The sequence below is a fragment of the Stenotrophomonas sp. Sm2128 genome (assembly GCF_030985535.1).
Lineage (GTDB): Bacteria > Pseudomonadota > Gammaproteobacteria > Xanthomonadales > Xanthomonadaceae > Stenotrophomonas > Stenotrophomonas maltophilia.
Map to the genome: position 1 here is coordinate 1 of NZ_JAPTFQ010000014.1, position 19910 is coordinate 19910.

A 19910-nucleotide genomic window follows, 5' to 3' on the forward strand; every position below is an offset into this window, starting at 1 on the left:
CCCACCGGTAGAACGGACCCCGATGAAGATTCCCTTTGCCGCCGTACTCGCGCTCGGTCTTCTTGTCCCCAGCGCCGCCTTCGCCAAGTCCACCGACCGCAACGAAGACATGCACATCGATTCCGGCGCCCAGTCCGGCATGCTCACCGGCGACGGCAAGACCGTGCTGTCGCAGGGCGTGATCATCACCCAGGGCACGCTGGACCTGCGTTCGTCCGAGGCCGAGATCTACCTCAAGGACGGCGAGGCCGTGCGCGTGGTGTTCACCGGCAAGCAGGCCAAGATGAAGCAGCAGCTTGATGACGGCACCTGGATGGATGCGCTGGCTGATCGCATCGACTACGACATCAAGACCGAGATCATCACCCTGACCGGCAACTACAAGGTCACCAGCGCGCGCGGCACCAATGCCGGCCAGCGCATGGTCTACAACACCCGCACCGGCGAGATGAACTCCGGTGGTGACGGCAGCCGCGTGCGTACCGTCATCCCGCCGAAGAACAAGACCCCGGCCGCGCCTGCGGCACAGCCCAAGGCCACCACGCCGGCACAGCCGGCCGGGAGCAGGAAGTAATGCTCGTCGCCAAGGGCCTGCGCAAAAAGTACAAGCAGCGCGAAGTGGTCAAGGACTTCGGGCTGACCCTCGATGCGGGTGAAGTGGTCGGCCTGCTCGGCCCCAACGGTGCCGGCAAGACCACCTGTTTCTACATGATCGTCGGTCTGGTGGCCGCCGATGCCGGCAGCATCGTGCTCGACGGCAAGGACATCACCGGCGACCCGATGTACACCCGCGCCAAGCAGGGGGTGGGCTACCTGCCGCAGGAACCGTCGGTGTTCCGCAAGCTTACCGTGGCCGACAACATCCGCCTGGTGCTGGAACTGCGCGAGGACCTGGACTCGGCCGGCCGCGAGCGCGAATTGAACGGCCTGCTCGACGAACTGCAGCTGGGCCATGTCGCCGACCAGCTCGGCGCCAGCCTGTCCGGTGGCGAACGCCGCCGCTGCGAGATCGCCCGCGCACTGGCCGCACAACCGCGCCTGATCCTGCTCGACGAACCGTTCGCCGGTGTCGACCCGATTTCGGTCGGCGAGATCCAGCGCATCGTCACCCACCTCAAGCAGCGTGGCATCGGCGTGCTGATCACCGACCACAACGTGCGCGAGACCTTGGGTATCTGCGACCGCGCGTATATCCTCGCCGAGGGCAGCGTGCTGGCCCAGGGTTCGCCGGAGGCGATCCTGGACAACGCCGATGTACGTCGCGTCTACCTCGGGGATTCCTTCAAGCTGTGAAGCAGTCGCCGGGTCCCTTTCCTTCCTTTCGGCACAGGCATGAAGACTCGGCTGCAGACATCGTTGGGACAGCAACTGGTGCTCACGCCCCAGTTGCAGCAGGCGATCAAGCTGCTGCAGATGTCGGCCACCGAGCTGGAGCTGGAGATCGCGCAGGCAGTGGAAAGCAACCCGCTGCTGGACTGGGCCGACAGCAACGACAGCAGCGCCGCCAATGAAGGCAGCGATGGCAACGACAACGAAGCGCCTGCAGAGCGCAGCGATGAGGGCGACGACTGGGCGCCGACCGAACTGGACTGGACGACGACCGGCAGCGGTGGCAGCTTCGATGATGACGACGACAACGGCAGCGCCGCCGAGCGCGTAGCCGAAACCGAAACACTGGCCGACCATCTGCTGTGGCAGCTGCATCTGTCGCATCTGTCCTCGCGTGATCGCAGCATCGGTGCCGCGCTGATCGATGCACTGGACGACGATGGTTACCTGCGCGAGCCGCTGGCCACCATCGCTGAAACCCTGTTGCCGGCGATCCACGCCGACGAGGACGAGATCCTCGCCGTGCTGCACCGCATCCAGCGCTTCGATCCGGTGGGTGTGGCTGCACGCACGCTGGGCGAATGCCTGCTGCTGCAGCTGGATGTGCTGGCCGGCGACACGCCCGGCCTGCTCCTGGCGCGACAGACTGCCGCAGGACCCCTGGAACGTTTGCCTCGCAGCGGCGTCACCGGGCTCGCCCATGAGTTGAAGCTGCCGCTGGACGAGGTCGAGACTGCCGTGGCGCTGCTGCGTTCGCTGGACCCGCGCCCGGGCACGCAGATCGCGCCGCTGTCGCAGGACACCTATGTGGTGCCGGATGTGGTGGTGTGGCGGCAGAACGGCGTATGGCGCGCAGCGCTGGCCGCGCATGCCGGGCCGAAGGTGGTGATCCACCGCGGCTACGAACAGCTGATCCGACGTTGTGGCGACGCCGATGCCGGCTACCTGCGTGCCCAGCTGCAGGAAGCGCGCTGGCTGCTGAAAGGGCTGCAGCAGCGTGGTGAAACCCTGCTGCGCGTCGTGCGCAGCCTGATCCTGCAGCAGGCCGGCTTCCTCGAATTCGGCGAGCAGGCGCTGCGTCCACTGACCCTGCGCGAGATCGCCGCCGAGCTCGGCCTGCACGAATCCACGGTCTCGCGCGCGATCGCCCGCAAGCACGTGCGTACCCCGCGAGGCACCCTGCCGCTGCGCGCCTTCTTCGCCTCGGGCATCGATACCGAGAGCGGTGGCGAGGCGTCCAGCACCGCCATCCAGGCGATGATCCGGCGCCTGATCGACGAGGAGAACCCGCGCAAGCCGCTTTCTGACGCCAAGCTGGCTGACCTGCTCAAATCGTCGGGAATTCCAGTAGCGCGACGCACCGTGGCGAAGTATCGTGAAGCCATGAACATTTCCGCCTCGCACGAAAGGGTCAGAATCGCTTGACGCGCCGCCGCGCCCGGCGGAGAGGTTCATTGGCACATCCGAACACAGGAGAAACCCGATGCGCATCGAAACGTTTGGCAAAGATGTCGAAGTCACCCCGGCCCTGCAGTCCTATGTTGAGGAGAAGCTGGCCCGGATCGGAAAGCACTTCGACCAGCACTGCGAAGCGCGGGTGACCCTCAAGCTGCAGAAGACCGAACACCACGTCGACGCCAGCCTCAACATTCCCGGCCAGACCCTGCACGCCGAGGCCAATGCCCAGACCATGTATGCCGCGATCGACCTGCTTGCGGACAAGCTTGACCGTCTGGTGATCAAGCACAAGGAGAAAAAACAGCAGCACGCACCGCTGCCGGTGGGCGACAATGGTGGCTGATCGCCACCGTTCCCCGCAGACATGCCCCTGACTGACCTCCTGGCGGCCGTGCAGACCCAGCTCTGCACGGCCACCGACCGTGACAGCGTCCTGCAGGCCGCCGCCGGGTTGCTGGCCTGCCGCCAGGCCAACGCCGAACAGATCTATCTGAACCTGTGCCAGCGCGAAGCGCTGGGCAGCACCGCCATCGGCCACGGCATCGCCATTCCCCACGGCCGCGCGCCAACCCTGGACCGCCCCCGCGGCGCCCTGCTGCGGTTGGCCACCCCGGTCGATTTCGGTGGCGAGGAGCCGGTGGACCTGGTGTTCGCGATGGCCGTCCCCGCCCACTACACCCACCAGCACCTGATGCTGCTGTCCGAGCTGGCCGAGCTGTTCTCGGCGCCGGACATCCGCCAGGCCCTACGCGAGGCGGGCGATGCCCGGGCGCTGCGCGAGGCGCTGGACATGACCCCACCTGCGAGTGCCGCATGAATACCAGCATCACCGCCCGTGAACTGTTCGAACAGCAGCGCGAGCGGCTGGGACTGCGCTGGGCTGCCGGCAAGTCCGGCGAGAAGCGCGAGCTGGAGGCCGGCAACACGGTCTCGCGGCGCCCCTCGCTGGCCGGCTACCTCAATGCCATCTATCCCAACAAGGTGCAGATCCTGGGCACCGAGGAACTGTCCTGGCTGGATGCGCTGGAACCGCGCCAGCGTTGGGAGACCATCGAAAAGATCATGCAGTCGCACCCGCTGGCGCTGGTGCTGACCCGCAACCAGGCCTGCCCGGAAGACCTGCGCGCTGCCGCGGACGAATCCGGCACGCCACTGTGGCTGTCGCCCAAGCGCGGCCACGAACTGCTCAACCACCTGTCCTACCACCTGGCGCGGACGCTGGCGCCGCGGGTGATCCTGCATGGCGTGTTCATGGAGATCTATTCCATCGGCGTGCTGATCACCGGCGAAGCGGGATCCGGCAAGAGCGAACTGGCGCTGGAACTGCTCAGCCGTGGCCATCGCCTGGTGGCCGACGATGCCCCCGAATTCACCCAGATCGCGCCCGATGTACTCGATGGCACCTGCCCGGAGCTGCTTCAGGACCTGCTGGAAGTGCGCGGCCTGGGCGTGTTGAACGTGCGCGAGATGTTCGGCGACACGGCTGTAAAGAAGAACAAGTACCTTCGGCTGATCGTCCACCTGACCAAGCCGATGACCGAACCCACCCCGCATGGCTACGAGCGCCTGACCGGCGATTCGGGCACCCGCCATGTGCTGGACCTGGACGTACCGCTGATCACCCTGCCGGTGATGCCCGGCCGCAACCTGGCCGTGCTGACCGAGGCGGCCACCCGCCTGCACATCCTGCGCACCAAGGGCATCGACCCGGCAGCCATGTTCATCGCCCGCCACAGCAACCTGCTGGAACGGCGAACACCCTGATTTCCCTGCCCTTCGAAGAGCCTGTCCATGAGCACCGTCACCCCCTCCGCCCCGACCCTGATCATCGTCAGCGGCCTGTCCGGCTCGGGTAAATCCGTCGCCCTGAAGACCTTCGAGGACCAGGACTACTACTGCTCGGACAACCTGCCGATCAATCTGCTGCCCGACTTCGTGCGCAGCCTGCTGACCAACCACGACGGCAGCGCACCACGGCGTCTGGCCGTAGGCATCGACGTTCGCGGCCAGGCCGACCTGAGCCAGCTGGGCGACTGGCGGCAGCTGGCGGCCGACGCCGGCGTGGACGTGAAGGTGCTGTTCTTCGAGGCCAGCGACGAGACGCTGCTCAAGCGCTACGCCGACACCCGCCGCCGCCATCCGCTGAGCCAGCTGGGCCTGTCGCTGCCCGAAGCCATCGCCCGCGAACGTGAGTTGACCGCACCGCTGCGCCGCGAGGCCGATGCGGTGATCGACACCAGCAGCCTCAACGTGCATCAGCTGCGGCGGCGGATCATCACCGAGTTCACGATGGACCATGCCACCGGCCTGTCGCTGCTGTTCGAATCGTTCGCCTACAAGCGCGGCGTGCCGGCCGAGGCGGACTTCGTGTTCGATGCGCGGGTGCTGCCCAATCCGCACTGGGACCCGGACCTGCGCGCGCTCAGCGGTCGCGAACCGGGTGTACGCGACTACCTGGAAGCGCAGCCGGACGTGCAGCGCTACCTGGCCCAGCTGATGGACTTCCTAGATACCTGGCTACCGAAGCTGGGTGATGGCACCCGCAGCTATGTGACCGTGGCGTTCGGCTGCACCGGCGGCAAGCACCGGTCAGTGTTCCTGGCCGAGCGCCTGGCCCGGCATGCCCGCGAGATGGGCTGGGAAGACGTGGCGACGTACCACCGCGAACAGGATTGAGGGGGTCGGCCGGGCTGCGCCCGGCACCCGCCGATAGTGCCGGCCGCTGGCCGGCAACAGCAACAGCAACAGCAACAGCAGAAGCGGCATTCCGTGGGATGGCGGGGCGGTGTGGGTCTGCAAGACACGCCGTGAACCCCGCTCCGCGGTCCGGCCCAGCCGCTGGCGGCTGGGCGTTCGGGCGCTTGCGAAGCAGTGCTTCGCAAGCAAAGCGCCCTCACCCCTGGGGGCTCGATGGCGCCATCCATGGCGCCAACGGTCCTGCATGCCCACACCGCCCCGCCTCTGACAGATTCCGTGTGCTGTTGGTGGGTGTCGACCTTGGTCGACACGATCCACGCCATGCGTGGATGAATCTCTGCCAGGCATCGAAAAACGGATGGGGTCGAATCTCTTCTCCAACGGAAAAGGGCTCCCACGCGAGCAACACTGAATACGGGACACAGTACCCCTCATCTGCTGCTATCGCCAATTCACCTTGACCTGTTAACGTGCAGTAATGACCTGTGGCATTCTCCTCGTAACACATCCTGGGGTCGGGACCGCCCTGCTTGACGTGGCGACCCGGCTCCTGCGGCAGTTGCCGCTGAAAACCGAAGCTTTCGAAGTACCGTTCGACGCAGACCTGGACGCCCTGCTCCCGCTCGCCTCGGCCGCCCTGCGGCGGGTTGACGGGGGTGATGGTGTGCTGATCCTGACCGACCTGTACGGCGCCAGCCCTGCCAACCTTGCCGGGCAGCTGGCCCGGCTGGGGACCCCGGTTCGCCGGGTGTCGGCGCTGAGCCTGCCGATGTTGCTGCGGGTGATGAATTATCCGGAACAGGGACTGGATCAACTGCCCGCCACAGCCGCGGCGGGTACCCGTAATGGAGCGATAGTCGACGATGCTTGAACGAGAACTCACCGTGAGCAACCGCCTGGGCCTGCATGCCCGGGCCACCGCCAAGCTGGTGCAGACCCTGGCGCCGTTCCGCTGCAACGTGACCATGGCCGCCAAAGGCCGTGAGATCAACGCCAAGAGCATCATGGGCGTGATGCTGCTGGCCGCCGGCCAGGGCACCCCCGTCACCGTGCGGATCAACGGCGAGGACGAAGCCGCCGCGATGGAGGCGGTGGTCGGCCTGTTCGAACGCCGTTTCGACGAGGACAGCTGAGCGTGCCACGCGCACGCGCCGGCCAACCCCCTTCCGGCCAGCGGCCGGTACTGCTGCTGGCCGGGCATGGTGCCGCCCGCGGCACGGCAATGGGCCGCGCCCGCGTGCGCCTGCCGCATGCACTGGAAGTGGCCGAGCAGCGCGTTGCCGCCCACCAGGTCGAGGCCGAGCTGGCGTGCCTGCATCGCGCGGTGGACGCCGCGCGCTCGGAGATGCACGAGCTGCGCCAGCGCCTGCATGGAGCGCTGAACCAGGAAGTGGGTGAGTTCCTCGACCTGCATGCGCTGCTGCTGGACGATCCCGAGCTGCTGTATGGGCTGGACGAACTGATCCGCAGCGGACCGTACAGCGCCGGCTATGCGTTGCGCCTGCAGCGCGACCGCCTGGCCAAGGTCTTCGACGGCATGGACGATGCTTACCTGAAGAGCCGCATGGACGACCTCGACCATGTGATCGGCCGCATCCATGCCTTCCTGCAGCCCGAACGCCCGCCAGCGGTGAAAGGCCTGGCCGGCGAGATCCTGGTCTGCGACAACATCGCGCCCTCCGAACTGGCACAGCTGCAGGCGCAAGGCGTGGTCGGCATCGTCACCGCCGCCGGCAGCGCGCTCTCGCACAGCGCGATCCTTGCGCGCAGCCTGCACCTGCCCTTGATCGTCAACGTGCCGCAGCTGCTCAGCCGCATCGCCGATGGCGACGTGCTGATCATCGACGGCGCCGACGGCAGCATCACCGCCAATCCACAGGCCGACAATCTGCGCGACTACCGCGCACGACTGAAGGAACACGCGCGCGAACAGCGCGAGCTCGGCCGCCTGCGCAGCAAGCCCAGCCGCACCCGCGACCAGGTCGACATTGCCCTGCTGGCCAATGCCGAGTCGCTGGAGGACGTGACCCAGGCGCATGCGCTGGGCGCCCACGGCCTGGGCCTGTACCGCACCGAATTCCTGTTCCTGCAGCGCAACGAGCTGCCGGATGAAGAAGAACAGTTCCAGACCTACCGCGATGCGGCACTGGGCATGAGCGGGCGACCGGTGACCATCCGCACGCTCGATCTGGGCGCGGACAAGGCCGACCGCACCGGCCTGACCCTGAGCAACGAAGAAAACCCGGCGCTCGGCCTTCGCGGCGTACGCCTGTCGCTGGCACGGCCGAAGGTAGCCGACACCCAGCTGCGCGCGATCCTGCGCGCCTCGGCCTACGGCAAGCTGCGGGTGCTGGTGCCGATGGTCAGCACCCGGGAGGAACTGCTGGCAGTGCGCCGCCGCATGCTCAAGCTGACCGAACAGCTGCGCGGCGAAGGCCACATGGTGTCCGACCACGTGCCACTGGGCGCGATGATCGAAGTCCCTGCTGCGGCGCTGGCGCTGGAAAGCTTCATCGACCTGGTCGATTTCCTGTCGATCGGCACCAACGACCTGGTGCAGTACCTGCTGGCGGCCGACCGCAACAATGAAGCACTGGGCGAGCTGTATTCGCCGTTGCACCCGGCGGTGCTGCGGCTGCTGCAGATGGTGATCGAGACCGGCGCGCGCCACCGCATCCCGGTGGCGGTCTGTGGCGAGATGGCCGGCGATGCGCGGATGACCCCACTGCTGCTGGCACTGGGCCTGACCGAGTTCAGCCTGCACCCGGGCACGCTGCTGGAAGTACGCCGCGCGGTCCGCGAGGCCGACCTGGCCATGCTGCGCGCGCGCGCACCGAAGCTGCTGGCCGCGCGCGACCGCCGCGCGATCGAGCGCTGGCTGGCGCTGGTGGCCGAAACGGCCTGATACCCCCCGCTCGCCGGGCATGCACGCCTGGGGTCAGATCCTTTTCCGCGGGAAAAGGGATCTGACCCCGTCTCGTTGAAGGCCAATACGTTGCCGGCCAGCGGCCGGCACTCCCGCCACCCGGCGGCTATGCGTTGAAACATCGCCTTGCGATAATGACGCGCTGAACACCCCTGTTGCCGCATCCTTGCCAGGATCGCGGCTTTTCTTATCCCCGCGGGAGCTGCGATGGCTGAAGCTGTACGCCACGACAAGACTGCGCGCCAACTGCGGATGCTGTCCGATGCACTGGACAGCGGCCGGCTGGGCCCGGTGCGTCGCCTGGTCAACACCCTGGCCCCGGCCGAGATCGGCAACCTGCTCGAATCGTTGCCGCCGGGCAAGCGCGAGGTGGTGTGGGGACTGGTTGATCCGGAAGACGACGGCGAGGTGCTGGTCCACGTCGGCGACGACGTGCGCGAAAGCCTGCTCGCGGACATGGACCCGGACGAGATCATCGCCGCGGTCGAAGACCTGGACATCGACGATCTGGCCGACCTGGTCGAAGACCTGCCGGACACGGTCATCGACGAAGTCCTCAAGTCGATGGACCGCGAGAACCGCGAGCGCCTGGAACAGGTCCTGTCCTATCCCGAGGACAGCGCCGGTCGCCTGATGAATCCGGACGTGGTGACCGTGCGCGCCGACGTCAATGTCGACGTCGTGCTGCGCTACCTGCGCCTGCGCGGTGAACTGCCCGACCACACCGACCACCTGTTCGTGGTCAGCCGCCGCCATCAGTACCTCGGCCGCGTGTCGCTGGCGGCACTGGTGACCCACGAGGACACCACCCCGATCAATCGCCTGATCGACGACGAGCAGCCAGCCATCGACGTCGGCGAGAGCGACCAGGAAGTCGCCCGCCAGTTCTCCGACCATGACTGGATCTCCGCGCCAGTGGTGGATGACAACAACATCCTGATTGGTCGCATCACCATCGATGACGTGGTCGACATCATCCGCGGCCAGGCCGAGCACCAGGCGCTGGGCGCCGCCGGTCTGGACGAGGACGAAGATCTGTTCAGCCCGGTCTGGCGCGCGATGCGCCGCCGCCTGATGTGGCTGTCGGTGAACCTGTGCACGGCCTTCCTGGCCTCCAGCGTGGTCGGCCACTTCGAAGGCACCATCGACAAACTGGTGGCGCTGGCGGTGCTGATGCCGATCGTCGCCGGCCTCGGCGGCAACGCCGGTACCCAGGTGCTGGCACTGATGGTGCGCGGCCTGGCGCTGGGCCAGGTGGGCGCCTCCAACGCCCGCACCCTGCTGTGGAAGGAAGTACGGGTCGCGCTGTTGAACGGCGTGATGCTGGGTTCGGTGCTGGGCCTGATCGTGCTCGCCTGGTTCCACTCGCCCGGGTTGTCGGCAGTGATCGCCATCGCGTTGACCTGCAACCTGTTGTTTGCTGCGTTGGCCGGCGTGCTGGTGCCGTTGACGCTGAAACGCTTCGGCTTCGACCCGGCGCTGGCCAGCGGCATCTTCCTGACCGCCGTGACCGATTCGATGGGCTTCTTCACCTTCCTCGGCCTGGCCACCCTGGTGCTGCTGCACTGACCGTCTCGAGGGTCGGATCCCCGCTGCGCGGCGCTCTGACCCGATCCCAACTGGATCCCCCCATGGCAACGACAATCGAAAACTACTTCCAGCCCGGCTGGCGCGACCAGCAGCACACCTGCCCGGCCTGTGAATGGAAGGGCAGCTCGCGTGCCATGGAAATGGAACTTGACGAGGACGCCACCGAGTACGCCTGCCCGGTCTGCGAGAACCCACTGCTGGTGGTCCTGCACCCGGACATTGCGCAGGTGCAGGCCGCCGCCGCCGAAGGCAATGCCGAGGCACAGGAGCAGTTGGAGATCATCGCCAGCTTCCCGCGCCCGCAGTGACGCGGCGCACGATGCCGTGCCGACGTCGGCGGACTACGATGCAGGCGATCTCGCCGCTTCGGAAAATCCCATGGTCCGTTTGCTGTCGCGCTGGCTGCCACTGCTGGCCCTTCTGATGATGAGCGGTTGCACTTCGCTGCCGGACAGCGCGCGTGGCCGCTTCGAAGCACGCGCGGTGAAGGTGGACGGGCAAACGGCTTACTACCAGGTGTTCATTCCGGCTAGCGTGCAGGCCGCCGCTCCCACCCACCTTCCGGTCGTCCTGTTCCTGCACGGCTCGGGCGAGCGTGGCGCCGATGGCGTCAAGCAGACCCACGCCGGGCTGGGGCCTTACCTGCGCGCGCATCCCGATTTCCCCGCCCTGGTGGTGTTCCCACAGGTGCCGGGCCACGAGGAATGGAGCGGCCGCAACAACCGTACGGCAGTGGCCGCGCTGGACGCGACGATCGCCGAATTCGGCGCCGACCCGGCGCGGCAATACCTGACCGGCATGTCGATGGGCGGCTATGGCAGCTGGAACATCGCATTGGATGACCCACGCCGCTTTGCCGCGATCGTCCCCGTGTGCGGCGCGGTGCTCGCCCCGCGTGCGGTACGCCCGACCCTGTTCGTCGAGCAGGTCGCGCACGAAGCGGACCCGTACGCGGTGATTGCCCAGCGCCTGCAGCACACGCCGATCTGGATCTTCCACGGCGCACTGGATGACGTGGTGCCGCCGGACGACGACCGCAGACTGCATGCCGCATTCCAGCGCGCCGCCGCACGCGACGTGCGCTACACCGAATACCCGGAAGGCAACCACAATGCCTGGGACGCCACCTACGCCGACCCGGCAATGTGGGAATGGCTGTTCGCGCAGAAGCGCTGAACCGCAGCTTCTGGTAGTTGACCACCAAGGTTGGAGCCTGCTTTCGGTGGGTGCCAACCTTGGTTGGCACTATCTATCCGCCCCCATGAACTCCACCTTGTCACAGGAACCTTCGAGTTCCCACTCACACCACGCATGCGGGTACTCGCCAAGCTGCGTTGCCAGCCCTGCCCTGATCGGATTCGCCATCACATACATTGCGTGCCGGAACAGCGATTCATCAGAGCGGATCGCGTGATCGTGGTAACAGGACTGCCAGAAGCGCCCCACCCTGCCCAGTACCCGGTTTGCGTGCACGGCCGTACGCGACTTGAAGCGCTTCATGACAACATCGAGCGATGCCGCGCGCAGTTGCATCAACCAGTGGACGTGATCCGGCATGACCACGTAGGCGATCGAATGGGTCAGACCTTCCAGATCCAGACGCTGGAACTCCTGCATGGCGGTAACCGCAACGGTGTCATTGGCGAACAGTGCCGCCCGGCCATGCACGTTCGTCGTGAGGATGTAGCTCTGGCCGATACTGGAATGACGGCCTAGCAGGAGGCGGGTGCTGTTCATGCAGAAGAGCATGGGGGGGCGCATGTTCCCTGAACATAGGGAAATCACCTTCGCCCGAGTAGGCCAGTGCCAACCAAGGTTGGTACCCACCAGAGCGATCAGCCCAGCAGGGTTTCCAGCACGGCCATGCGCACCGCGACGCCGTTGGCGACCTGGCGCAGCACCCACGACTGCGAGCCGTCGGCCACCTCGTCGGTCACTTCCACGCCGCGGTTGATCGGGCCCGGGTGCAGCACCGCGGCATCCTTGCCCGCGCGCGCCAGGCGTTCGTTGGTCAGGCCGTACTGCGCGTGGTACTGCTCCAGCGACGGCACCAGGCCTTCTTCCATGCGCTCGCGCTGCAGGCGCAGCATCATCAGCGCATCGACGCCTTCCAGCATCGCGTCGAAATCATCGCCGACCACGCAGCCCTTCAGGGTCTCGTCGTCCGGCAGCAGCGACTGCGGGCCACACACGCGGATCTCGCCCACGCCCAGCGTGCGCAGCGCATGCAGGTCGGTACGGGCCACGCGCGAGTGCTTCACGTCGCCGACGATCACGACTTTCAGCTTCGAGAAATCCGGGCCCTTGGCCTGGCGCAGGGTCAGCATGTCCAGCAGGCCCTGGGTCGGGTGCGAACTGCGGCCGTCACCGGCATTGATCAGCGCGGTGCCCTCGCCTGCCGCATCGGCCAGTGCGGCCACGGCGCCGTCATCGGGGTGGCGCACCACGAAGCCGCGCACGCCCATCGCTTCCAGGTTGCGCAGCGTGTCGCAGGCGGTCTCACCCTTGCGGGTAGAGGAGGTCGAGGCGTCGAAATTCAGCACGTCCGCCCCCAGCCGCTGCGCGGCCAGCTGGAACGAACTGCGGGTGCGCGTGGACGGTTCGAAGAACAGCGTGCACACCGCCGAACCGGCCAGCACGTGGCGCTTGTTGCCGACGCGGCCGACTGCGGCATCGCGGATCTGCCCTGCGCGGTCGAGCAGCTGCAGCAGCGTTTCGCGCGGCAGGCCCTCCAGGGTCAGCAGGTGGCGCAGGCGTCCGGAGGCATCGATTTGCTGGGCGGTCATGGCGGTGTCGGGCAGTCAGGGAATGGGGGTGGCGTCGTCGGGGGACGACAGCCAGCGGTCGATGATCACCGCTGCGGCGACGGCATCGAGGGCAGCCGCATCACGGCGGCGCTTGCGCCCTTCGGCGCGCTCGACGGCGAAGCGGCGTGCGGCCTCGACTGAGCTGGAACGCTCGTCGATCATCACCACCGGCAGCTTGAAGCGCTCCCGCAGCTGGCGGGCGAAGCCCTGCGCGCGCTTGCGGTTGGGCTGGTCCTGGCCGTCCAGGGTCAGCGGGTCGCCGACCACCAGGCCGTCGGGCTTCCATTCCTTGAGCAGGCGTTCGATCGCGGTCCAGTCCGGGCCGTTGCCGTGCACATCGACCACGGCCACCGCGCGCGCATGCGCGGCGAAGGCACTGCCGATGGCCACGCCGATCCGTCGCGAGCCGACATCGAAACCCAGAACGGTGCCATCACGGCGGATCGCCCGGGCAGCAGAATCCGGCGCGGGCGTGATGGGCTCAGACATGGCCGCTGTAGTCGGTCAGCCGGAACAGGTCCACGCCGATGCGCGAGGCCGCACCCTGCCAGCGCTGCTCCAGCGGCAGCTGGAACACCAGCTCGGCATCGGCCGGCACGGTCAGCCAGCTGTTCTCGGACAGCTCGCTTTCCAGCTGCCCTGCGCCCCAACCGGCACAGCCGAGGGTGACCACGGCATTGGCCGGGCCTTCGCCGCGCGCCATCGCTTCGAGGATGTCGCGCGAGGTGGTCAGGTACAGGCCGTCGCCCACGGTCAGGCTGGAATCCCACGCCCGCGCGTCGTCATGGATGACGAAGCCGCGCTCGGGATGCACCGGGCCGCCGTTGAGCACCATGCGCGCCTGCAGGTCGCCATCACCGGTGGTGATGTCCATCTGTGCAAGCACTTCACCCAGCGTGTACTCGGAAGGCTGGTTGACCAGCACGCCCATCGCCCCGTTCTCGTCGTGCTGGCAGATCAGCGCGACGCTGCGGGCGAAGGTCGCGTCGAGCAGCGACGGCAGCGCGACGAGCAGGTGATCGGCAAGGGAGGTCGGCGTTACAGGCATGGTCCTATTCTACCTGCTGGGGGCGGGATGGTCGCGCGATGGCGTCGAACAGCGATGGGCTAGGATGGTGCTTTGCCATGCAAGGTCATCGATGCAGTCTTCAACGCCCCTGACCCTGCCGGCACGCAGCGCCATCGTCCTGCTTGCCCTGCTGCAGGGCCTGATGCTGTATGCCGCGCAGGAACTGTCCGACGCGTGGCCGTTCCGCGATATCGGCTGGCGCTACTGCTGGTACGCCTGGGTGCTGGCCATTCCCAGCGCGGTGGCGCTGAGCCTGGTGGAGCTGGGCCAGCGCCGCCTGTGGCTGCAGGCCGTGCTCGGCTCGACGGTGGTGCTGGCGCTGGCCGCCTGGATCGGCTGGAACCTCAATGGCGAGACCGCACTGGAATCGGGCGCGTTGCAGCTTCCGTTGACCCTGGGCATTGCCGTTGCGGTGTTCGTGGTCCTGCCCTGGTGGCAGTTCCAGCTGCAGCACGGGCACTGGCGTGCCAGTTATCCCGAGCTGTTCGAGCGCACCTGGCAGAATGGTCTGACCCTGGCCCTGGCGGCACTGTTCACCGGGCTGACCTGGCTGCTGTTGTGGCTGTGGTCGGCGCTGTTCCAGCTGCTCGACGTGACCGTCTTCCGCGACCTGTTCCGGCAGGACGCGTTCATCGCACTGGCCACCGGCAGCCTGGCCGGGTTCGGCGTACTGATCGGGCGCACCCAGCACCGCGCCATCCAGATCACCCGTCAGGTGCTGTTCGCGATCTGCCGTGGGCTGTTGCCGCTGCTCTCGTTCATCGCCGTATTGTTCGTGCTGAGCCTGCCGCTTACCGGGCTGGAACCGTTGTGGAAGACCCGCTCGGCCGCCGGCCTGCTGCTGGTGCTGTCGCTGCTGCTGGTGACGTTCACCAACGCGGTCTACCAGCAGGGGGAAGACAGCGCCCCCTACCCGCTGCTGCTGCGCCGGCTGGTTGAAGCCAGCCTGCTGGCGCTGCCGGCCTACGCCGCACTGGCCCTGTACGCACTGGGGCTGCGCGTGGTGCAGTACGGCTGGACCGTGGACCGGTTCTGGGCGGTACTCGTCGCAGTGGCCGTGGCCGGCTATGCCGCGGGCTACGCGCTGGCGGTGCTGCGCCGGCAGGGGCGCTGGTTGCAGATGCTGGAGCCGGTCAACCGCTGGATGTGCTGGGCGGTGCTGGCACTGGCGTTGCTGGGCAACTCGCCGCTGCTGGACCCGGTACGGCTGACCCTGTCCAGCCAGCTGGCGCGCCTGCGTGCGGACCCGCCTGCAATCACCAGCAGTGACGTCAACGTGCTGCGCTTCGATCTTGGCCACCGCGGCGTGCAGGCGCTGCGCGAGCTGCAGCGTGACCCAGCCATCACCGCCGATGCCAACGCGCCACAGGTGATCGCTGCCGCGCTGGCACGTACCTCGCGCTGGGATGACGGCCACCGCCTCGACAAGGGGCCGCAGGACGTCGTCGCCCTGCAGCGCGCGTTGAAGCTGGCCAAGGGATCCAGCTCGCCACCGGACGATTGGTGGCAGGCACTGGCCACGCGCGCGATCGATGGCGAATCCTGCGCCCAGAGCGAGCGCGACTGCCTGATCGTGCATCGCGACCTGGACGGCGATGGCACTGGCGAAGTGCTGCTGTGCGAGCTGTACACCCACCGTGGGCCGGACTGCGTGCTGTACGCACGTGGCAGGGATGCCCACTGGCGCCGGGCCGGTTCGCTGTTCGGCACCGCCAGCGGCCAGGCCGAGGCGATCAACCAGGCGCTGCGTGATGGCAAACTCACGCTCGAACCGCCACGCTGGCCGATGCTGTCCATCGATGGGCGCCCCGCAGTGGCCATCGATCCCGAACCCGAATCCACCGAGTCTTCCCCATGAGCGGCTACTGCCTCATCGCCCCGGGCCATCCGGTGCATGACTACTACCACGCCAACGAGTACGGCTTCCCGCAGCGTGACGAGCGCGAACTGTTCGAGCGGCTGGTGCTGGAAATCAATCAGGCCGGCCTGAGCTGGGAAACGATCCTGAAGAAGCGCGAGGGCTTCCGCACGGCCTATGACGGCTTCGATGTGGACCGCGTGGCTGCATACGCCGAGCAGGACATCGAGCGCCTGCTGTCGGACGCGGGCATCATCCGCAACCGGCTGAAGGTGCTGGCGGCCATCCACAACGCGCAGGTGATCCAGCAGCTGCGGGCCAGCCATGGCAGCTTCGCGGCGTGGCTGGACGCGCACCACCCGCGCAGCAAGGCCGACTGGGTGAAGCTGTTCAAGAAGACCTTCCGCTTCACCGGCGGCGAGATCACCGGCGAGTTCCTGATGAGCCTGGGCTACCTCCCCGGTGCGCATGCCGAGGACTGCCCGGTGCATGCGCGGCTGCTGACGCTGTCGCCGCCGTGGCTGAAGGCCGCCGCCCGCTGATGGATATCCGCCGGGCATGGCCCGGCGTTACTACGCGTGGGTTCCGGTAGTGCCGGCCGCTGGCCGGGAACCCCGTTGAACGGTCACACGCCCATGTAGCGGCCGGGGCGGTGGTTGAACATCAGCACCAGGCTGAGCACCACCGCGCCGATGGCCGAGTACAGCACCTTCGACGGCGACAACACGAAGAACGCGGCCACCATCAGGCAGGCGTCGTAGGACATCTGCACCTTGCCCGCGCTCCAGCCACGGGTGCGCTGCAGGTACACCGCCAGGATGCCGATGCCGCCGAGACTGGCACGATGGCGGATGAAGAACAGGATGCCCAGGCCGGACAACGCACCGCCGACGATCGCCGAATACAGCGGGTTGATGTGCGAGAAGTCGATCCAGCGCGGCAGCAGGTCGGTCAACACGCCACAGGCGGTGACCGCAGCGAAGGTCTTCAGGGTGAATTCCCAACCCATGCGCCGCAGCGCCACCCAGTAGAACGGCAGGTTGACCAGCACGAACACCAGGCCGAAGTTCCAGCCCATCGCGTAGTGCAGCAGGAACGCCATGCCCGCCATGCCGCCGATCATCAGCCCGCCCTTGGCGAAGATGGCCAGGCCCAGCGAGGCCACCATCGTGGCCAGCACCATGCCCTGCACGTCCTCGGCGATCGAGTGGCGCAGCGCTTTTTCGTCGGCGGTGGTGCCGGCGCTGTCGGGCGGCGGGGTCAGCGGACCGGCGGTGACCAGGTGGCCGTCAGCGTCGTCGCACGGCGCGGGGCCATGGGAGGGAAGGGACATACGGGTGGGGAACAGCAGGTGGGGATCGGTATTAGACACGATCTGCATGACAGTTGCAGATGAAATCGTTCAGCTGAATGCGCCCCGCCCGATCTCCGGCCCGCCGCTGCTCAGCCCTTGCCGGCCAGATGGTGCGCCACCAGCGCATTGGCATGGCCATGGCCCAGCCCATGCTCACTTTTCAGGAAGCTGACCAGTTCCATGTGTTTCAGGCCCTTCTTCCCGGCCAGCAGCCCGAACCAGTGCGCCACCGGCTGCCCGTAGGTCTTCTCGATGGAGGGGAAATACGAGGCCGGGCCTTTCGGCTTGGTGTCAGTGCTCATGTGCAGCTCCCGTTGAAGTCATTCATTCGACGAACCACAGCCCCTGAAATCGACACACCCTCACGTCGTGGGGCCGGATCCCGTGCCGACCAACGGTCGGCACCCACCAACAGCAGCGGGAAATTGTCGAAGGCGGGGCGGCTCAGGTTGCGGGGTGTAAGCCGCATGGGCCCGAGGCATGCCTCGGGCGGGTTGGGCAGGACGACCAACCCCGGTCTTGCCGTGTGCGCAGGACAGCACACACGAGCAAGCGCGACCGAGCTTCATGGGTGAGGGCGCTTTGCTTGCGAAGCACTGCTTCGCAAGCGCCCGAACGCACAGCCGCCAGCGGCTGGGCCGGGCCCCGGAGGGGGACTTGCGCCGTCCCCCGCAACCTGAGCCACCCCGCCTCCCACGGGAAGCCAGCTTTTGACGTTGCCGTTGACGTTGATTCGGCAGGTGCCGGGCGCAGCCCGGCCGTATCATCCCGTCATGCCCCGCGAAAACCTCAACGACCTGCAGGCCTTCGTGCACGTTGCCCGCGAGGGCAGCTTCACCAAGGCCGCCGCCCAGCTGGGCGTGTCCCAGTCCGCGCTCAGCCATGCCATGCGCGGCCTGGAACAGCGCCTGGGCGTGCGCCTGCTGACCCGCACCACTCGGAGCGTGTCCACCACCGAAGCCGGTGCCCGCCTGCTCGACACCCTGGGCCCGCGCCTGGCCGAGATCGAGGACGGACTGGCCGCGCTGGCCGAATACCGTGAACGCCCGGCCGGCACCATCCGCATCAATGCCACCGGCCATGCCGCCGAGTACATCGCGTGGCCACGGCTGGCGCCGCTGCTGCAGCAGTATCCGGACCTCAAGGTGGAACTGACCGCCGACTACGGGCTGGCCGACATCGTGGCTGAGCGCTACGACATCGGCATCCGCCTCGGCGAACGCCTGGCGCGCGACATGGTCGCCGTGCCGATCAGCCCGCCGCTGCGCATGCGCGTGGTCGGTGCACCCAGCTACTTCCGCCAGCACGTGGTCCCACGCCATCCGGACGAGCTGGCAGGCCACAACTGCGTGACCCTGCGCCTGCCCACGCATGGCGGGCTGATGCCGTGGGATTTCGGCCAGGACGGCAACGAACTGAGCGTGCGCGTGAGCGGCCAGTGGACCTTCAACACCATGGGCATGACCCGCGCCGCTGCGCTGGCCGGCAGCGGACTGGCCTGGCTGCCGGAAGACCAGGTGCAGCCGATGCTGGACGATGGCCGCCTGCAGTCGGTACTGGACGACTGGTGCCCGCACTTCGATGGCTACTACGCGTACTACCCGTCGCGCCGCCACGTCACGGTGGCGATGCGCACGGTGCTGGATGCGCTGCGCGGGCCGATGGCTGGATGAGGTGTGCGGACCAACGGTCCGCACCCACCTCGGTCCGCACCCGGTGATCAGCCCTTGGCCTGGGCCGCACGCTGGGCGTTGTAGCGCTCACCGACGATCGATACTTCATCCAGCGCCTGCGCGATGCGCTGCAGTTCCTCCGGCGCCAGCTGCAGGTCAGCCGCGCCCAGGTTCTCTTCCAGGCGGTGGATCTTGGTGGTGCCCGGAATCGGCACGATCCACGACGCCTGCGCCAGCAGCCAGGCCAGCGCCACCTGCGCCGGGGTCGCGCCGCGTGCTGCAGCAATCGTACTGATGCGATCCACCAGCGCCTGGTTGGCGCGGCGGGCGTCCACTTCGAAGCGCGGCACGCTGTTGCGGAAATCGTTGGCGTCGAAGGTGGTGTCGGCGTTGATCGCGCCGGTCAGGAAGCCACGGCCGAGCGGACTGAACGGCACGAAGCCGATGCCCAGTTCCTGCAGGGCCGGCAGCAGTTCGCGCTCCGGTTCACGCCACCACAGCGAATACTCGCTCTGCACGGCAGCCACCGGCTGCACCGCGTGCGCACGGCGCACGGTGGCGGCGCTGGCCTCGGACAGGCCGAAGTGGCCGACCTTGCCCTCGGCGATCAGGTCGCGCACGGTGCCAGCCACGTCCTCGATCGGCACGTTCGGGTCGACACGGTGCTGGTAGAACAGGTCGATATGGTCGGTGCGCAGGCGCTTGAGACTGGCTTCGGCCACGGCGCGGATGTTCTCGGGGCGGCTGTCCAGGCCGGTATCGGTGCGCGCATCCCTGAAGCCGAACTTGGTGGCGATCACCAGCTTGTCGCGGTAAGGCGCCAGGGCCTCGCCGAGCAGGTCTTCATTGGTGTACGGGCCGTACACTTCGGCGGTGTCGAAGAAGGTCACGCCGCGTTCAACGGCAGCGTGCAGCAGGGCGATGCCCTGGCTGCGCTCGACCGGCTGGCCATAGGCATGGGTCAGGCCCATGCAACCCAGGCCCAAGGCGGAAACCTTCAGGCCGCTGCGGCCGAGTTCACGTGTCTGCATCGTCGTGCTCCAGAGGGGGGAACGCTGACGATACGCCTGCAGGGGCTGCCGATTGAATGGGCAGCGTTGCAGTTGGTCATGACTGGAATTCATCAATCGCCAACGCGCCCGGTAGAGT

The 19910-nt window shown here is 67.4% G+C and carries 23 protein-coding genes; 16 read left to right on the plus strand and 7 right to left on the minus strand.

Going from position 1 to position 19910, the window contains the following annotated elements; translation table 11 throughout:
* The first annotated feature begins 22 nt into the window (after positions 1–22).
* The 13 genes from lptA (at position 23) to O0K41_RS06130 (ending at position 11176) form a co-directional block, all read left to right on the plus strand.
* Complete coding sequence (gene lptA, locus O0K41_RS06070; protein ID WP_005408392.1) at positions 23–574, plus strand: lipopolysaccharide transport periplasmic protein LptA; 552 nt, start codon at positions 23–25, stop codon at positions 572–574.
* Complete coding sequence (gene lptB, locus O0K41_RS06075) at positions 574–1293, plus strand: LPS export ABC transporter ATP-binding protein (RefSeq protein ID WP_005408391.1); 720 nt, start codon at positions 574–576, stop codon at positions 1291–1293. Before lptA ends, lptB begins: the two co-directional genes overlap by 1 nt.
* Before the next feature lie 39 nt (positions 1294–1332).
* Complete coding sequence (locus O0K41_RS06080; RefSeq protein WP_164223344.1) at positions 1333–2754, plus strand: RNA polymerase factor sigma-54; 1422 nt, start codon at positions 1333–1335, stop codon at positions 2752–2754.
* A gap of 58 nt (positions 2755–2812) precedes the next feature.
* Positions 2813–3130 carry a ribosome-associated translation inhibitor RaiA gene (gene raiA, locus O0K41_RS06085; protein WP_004147311.1) on the plus strand — a complete coding sequence of 106 codons (318 nt, stop codon included), beginning with the start codon at positions 2813–2815 and terminating at the stop codon, positions 3128–3130.
* 21 nt (positions 3131–3151) lie between these two features.
* Positions 3152–3604 (plus strand): PTS sugar transporter subunit IIA, encoded by a 453-nt coding sequence (locus O0K41_RS06090; RefSeq protein ID WP_005408389.1) that lies wholly within the window; start codon positions 3152–3154, stop codon positions 3602–3604.
* Positions 3601–4551 carry an HPr(Ser) kinase/phosphatase gene (hprK, locus tag O0K41_RS06095; protein WP_005408388.1) on the plus strand — a complete coding sequence of 317 codons (951 nt, stop codon included), beginning with the start codon at positions 3601–3603 and terminating at the stop codon, positions 4549–4551. Before O0K41_RS06090 ends, hprK begins: the two co-directional genes overlap by 4 nt.
* Before the next feature lie 27 nt (positions 4552–4578).
* A complete protein-coding gene (gene rapZ / locus O0K41_RS06100) occupies positions 4579–5463 on the plus strand; it encodes an RNase adapter RapZ (RefSeq protein ID WP_033835540.1) in 885 nt (294 codons plus the stop codon).
* Between the two features lie 499 nt (positions 5464–5962).
* Positions 5963–6355: a hypothetical protein gene (locus O0K41_RS06105; RefSeq protein WP_005408386.1), complete on the plus strand. Its 393-nt coding sequence runs from the start codon at positions 5963–5965 to the stop codon at positions 6353–6355.
* Positions 6348–6617 (plus strand): HPr family phosphocarrier protein, encoded by a 270-nt coding sequence (locus O0K41_RS06110; protein WP_005408385.1) that lies wholly within the window; start codon positions 6348–6350, stop codon positions 6615–6617. The genes O0K41_RS06105 and O0K41_RS06110 overlap by 8 nt, the downstream gene beginning before the upstream one ends.
* A gap of 2 nt (positions 6618–6619) precedes the next feature.
* Complete coding sequence (ptsP, locus tag O0K41_RS06115; RefSeq protein WP_005408384.1) at positions 6620–8389, plus strand: phosphoenolpyruvate--protein phosphotransferase; 1770 nt, start codon at positions 6620–6622, stop codon at positions 8387–8389.
* Between the two features lie 228 nt (positions 8390–8617).
* Positions 8618–9979 carry a magnesium transporter gene (gene mgtE / locus O0K41_RS06120; protein WP_005408383.1) on the plus strand — a complete coding sequence of 454 codons (1362 nt, stop codon included), beginning with the start codon at positions 8618–8620 and terminating at the stop codon, positions 9977–9979.
* Between the two features lie 62 nt (positions 9980–10041).
* A complete protein-coding gene (locus O0K41_RS06125; RefSeq protein WP_049451054.1) occupies positions 10042–10308 on the plus strand; it encodes a hypothetical protein in 267 nt (88 codons plus the stop codon).
* Positions 10309–10378: 70 nt separating this feature from the next.
* Positions 10379–11176: a prolyl oligopeptidase family serine peptidase gene (locus O0K41_RS06130; RefSeq protein ID WP_049451056.1), complete on the plus strand. Its 798-nt coding sequence runs from the start codon at positions 10379–10381 to the stop codon at positions 11174–11176.
* Positions 11177–11245: 69 nt separating this feature from the next.
* On the opposite strand, the gene O0K41_RS06135 is transcribed toward O0K41_RS06130, so the two are convergent.
* From O0K41_RS06135 to O0K41_RS06150, 4 genes are all read right to left on the minus strand, one after another.
* Complete coding sequence (locus tag O0K41_RS06135) at positions 11246–11737, minus strand: transposase (protein WP_164223286.1); 492 nt, start codon at positions 11735–11737, stop codon at positions 11246–11248.
* A gap of 98 nt (positions 11738–11835) precedes the next feature.
* Positions 11836–12786, minus strand: coding sequence for an aspartate carbamoyltransferase catalytic subunit (locus O0K41_RS06140; protein ID WP_049451058.1), 951 nt, complete (start codon positions 12784–12786; stop codon positions 11836–11838).
* Positions 12787–12801: 15 nt separating this feature from the next.
* Positions 12802–13296 (minus strand): Holliday junction resolvase RuvX, encoded by a 495-nt coding sequence (gene ruvX, locus O0K41_RS06145; protein WP_049451060.1) that lies wholly within the window; start codon positions 13294–13296, stop codon positions 12802–12804.
* Positions 13289–13855 (minus strand): YqgE/AlgH family protein, encoded by a 567-nt coding sequence (locus O0K41_RS06150; protein ID WP_005408377.1) that lies wholly within the window; start codon positions 13853–13855, stop codon positions 13289–13291. Before O0K41_RS06150 ends, ruvX begins: the two co-directional genes overlap by 8 nt.
* A 91-nt stretch (positions 13856–13946) precedes the next feature.
* Here O0K41_RS06150 and O0K41_RS06155 point away from each other — a divergent pair, with 91 nt between their 5' ends.
* Both O0K41_RS06155 and O0K41_RS06160 read left to right on the plus strand, forming a co-directional pair.
* On the plus strand, positions 13947–15734 hold the full coding sequence (locus O0K41_RS06155) for a DUF4153 domain-containing protein (RefSeq protein WP_108270525.1): 1788 nt from the start codon (positions 13947–13949) through the stop codon (positions 15732–15734).
* Positions 15731–16276 (plus strand): DNA-3-methyladenine glycosylase I, encoded by a 546-nt coding sequence (locus O0K41_RS06160; RefSeq protein ID WP_049451061.1) that lies wholly within the window; start codon positions 15731–15733, stop codon positions 16274–16276. The genes O0K41_RS06155 and O0K41_RS06160 overlap by 4 nt, the downstream gene beginning before the upstream one ends.
* Positions 16277–16359: 83 nt before the next feature.
* On the opposite strand, the gene O0K41_RS06165 is transcribed toward O0K41_RS06160, so the two are convergent.
* Entirely contained in the window at positions 16360–17067 is a 708-nt protein-coding gene (locus tag O0K41_RS06165) for a YitT family protein (protein WP_014036228.1), read from the minus strand.
* A 110-nt stretch (positions 17068–17177) separates the two neighbouring features.
* On the minus strand, positions 17178–17390 hold the full coding sequence (locus tag O0K41_RS06170) for a DUF4287 domain-containing protein (protein WP_014646220.1): 213 nt from the start codon (positions 17388–17390) through the stop codon (positions 17178–17180).
* 471 nt (positions 17391–17861) lie between these two features.
* On the opposite strand from O0K41_RS06170, the gene O0K41_RS06175 reads away from it, so the two are divergent.
* Positions 17862–18761 carry a LysR family transcriptional regulator gene (locus O0K41_RS06175; RefSeq protein ID WP_049451062.1) on the plus strand — a complete coding sequence of 300 codons (900 nt, stop codon included), beginning with the start codon at positions 17862–17864 and terminating at the stop codon, positions 18759–18761.
* Positions 18762–18808: 47 nt separating this feature from the next.
* On the opposite strand, the gene O0K41_RS06180 is transcribed toward O0K41_RS06175, so the two are convergent.
* Positions 18809–19792 (minus strand): aldo/keto reductase, encoded by a 984-nt coding sequence (locus O0K41_RS06180; protein ID WP_005408370.1) that lies wholly within the window; start codon positions 19790–19792, stop codon positions 18809–18811.
* Between the last annotated feature and the right edge of the window lie 118 nt (positions 19793–19910).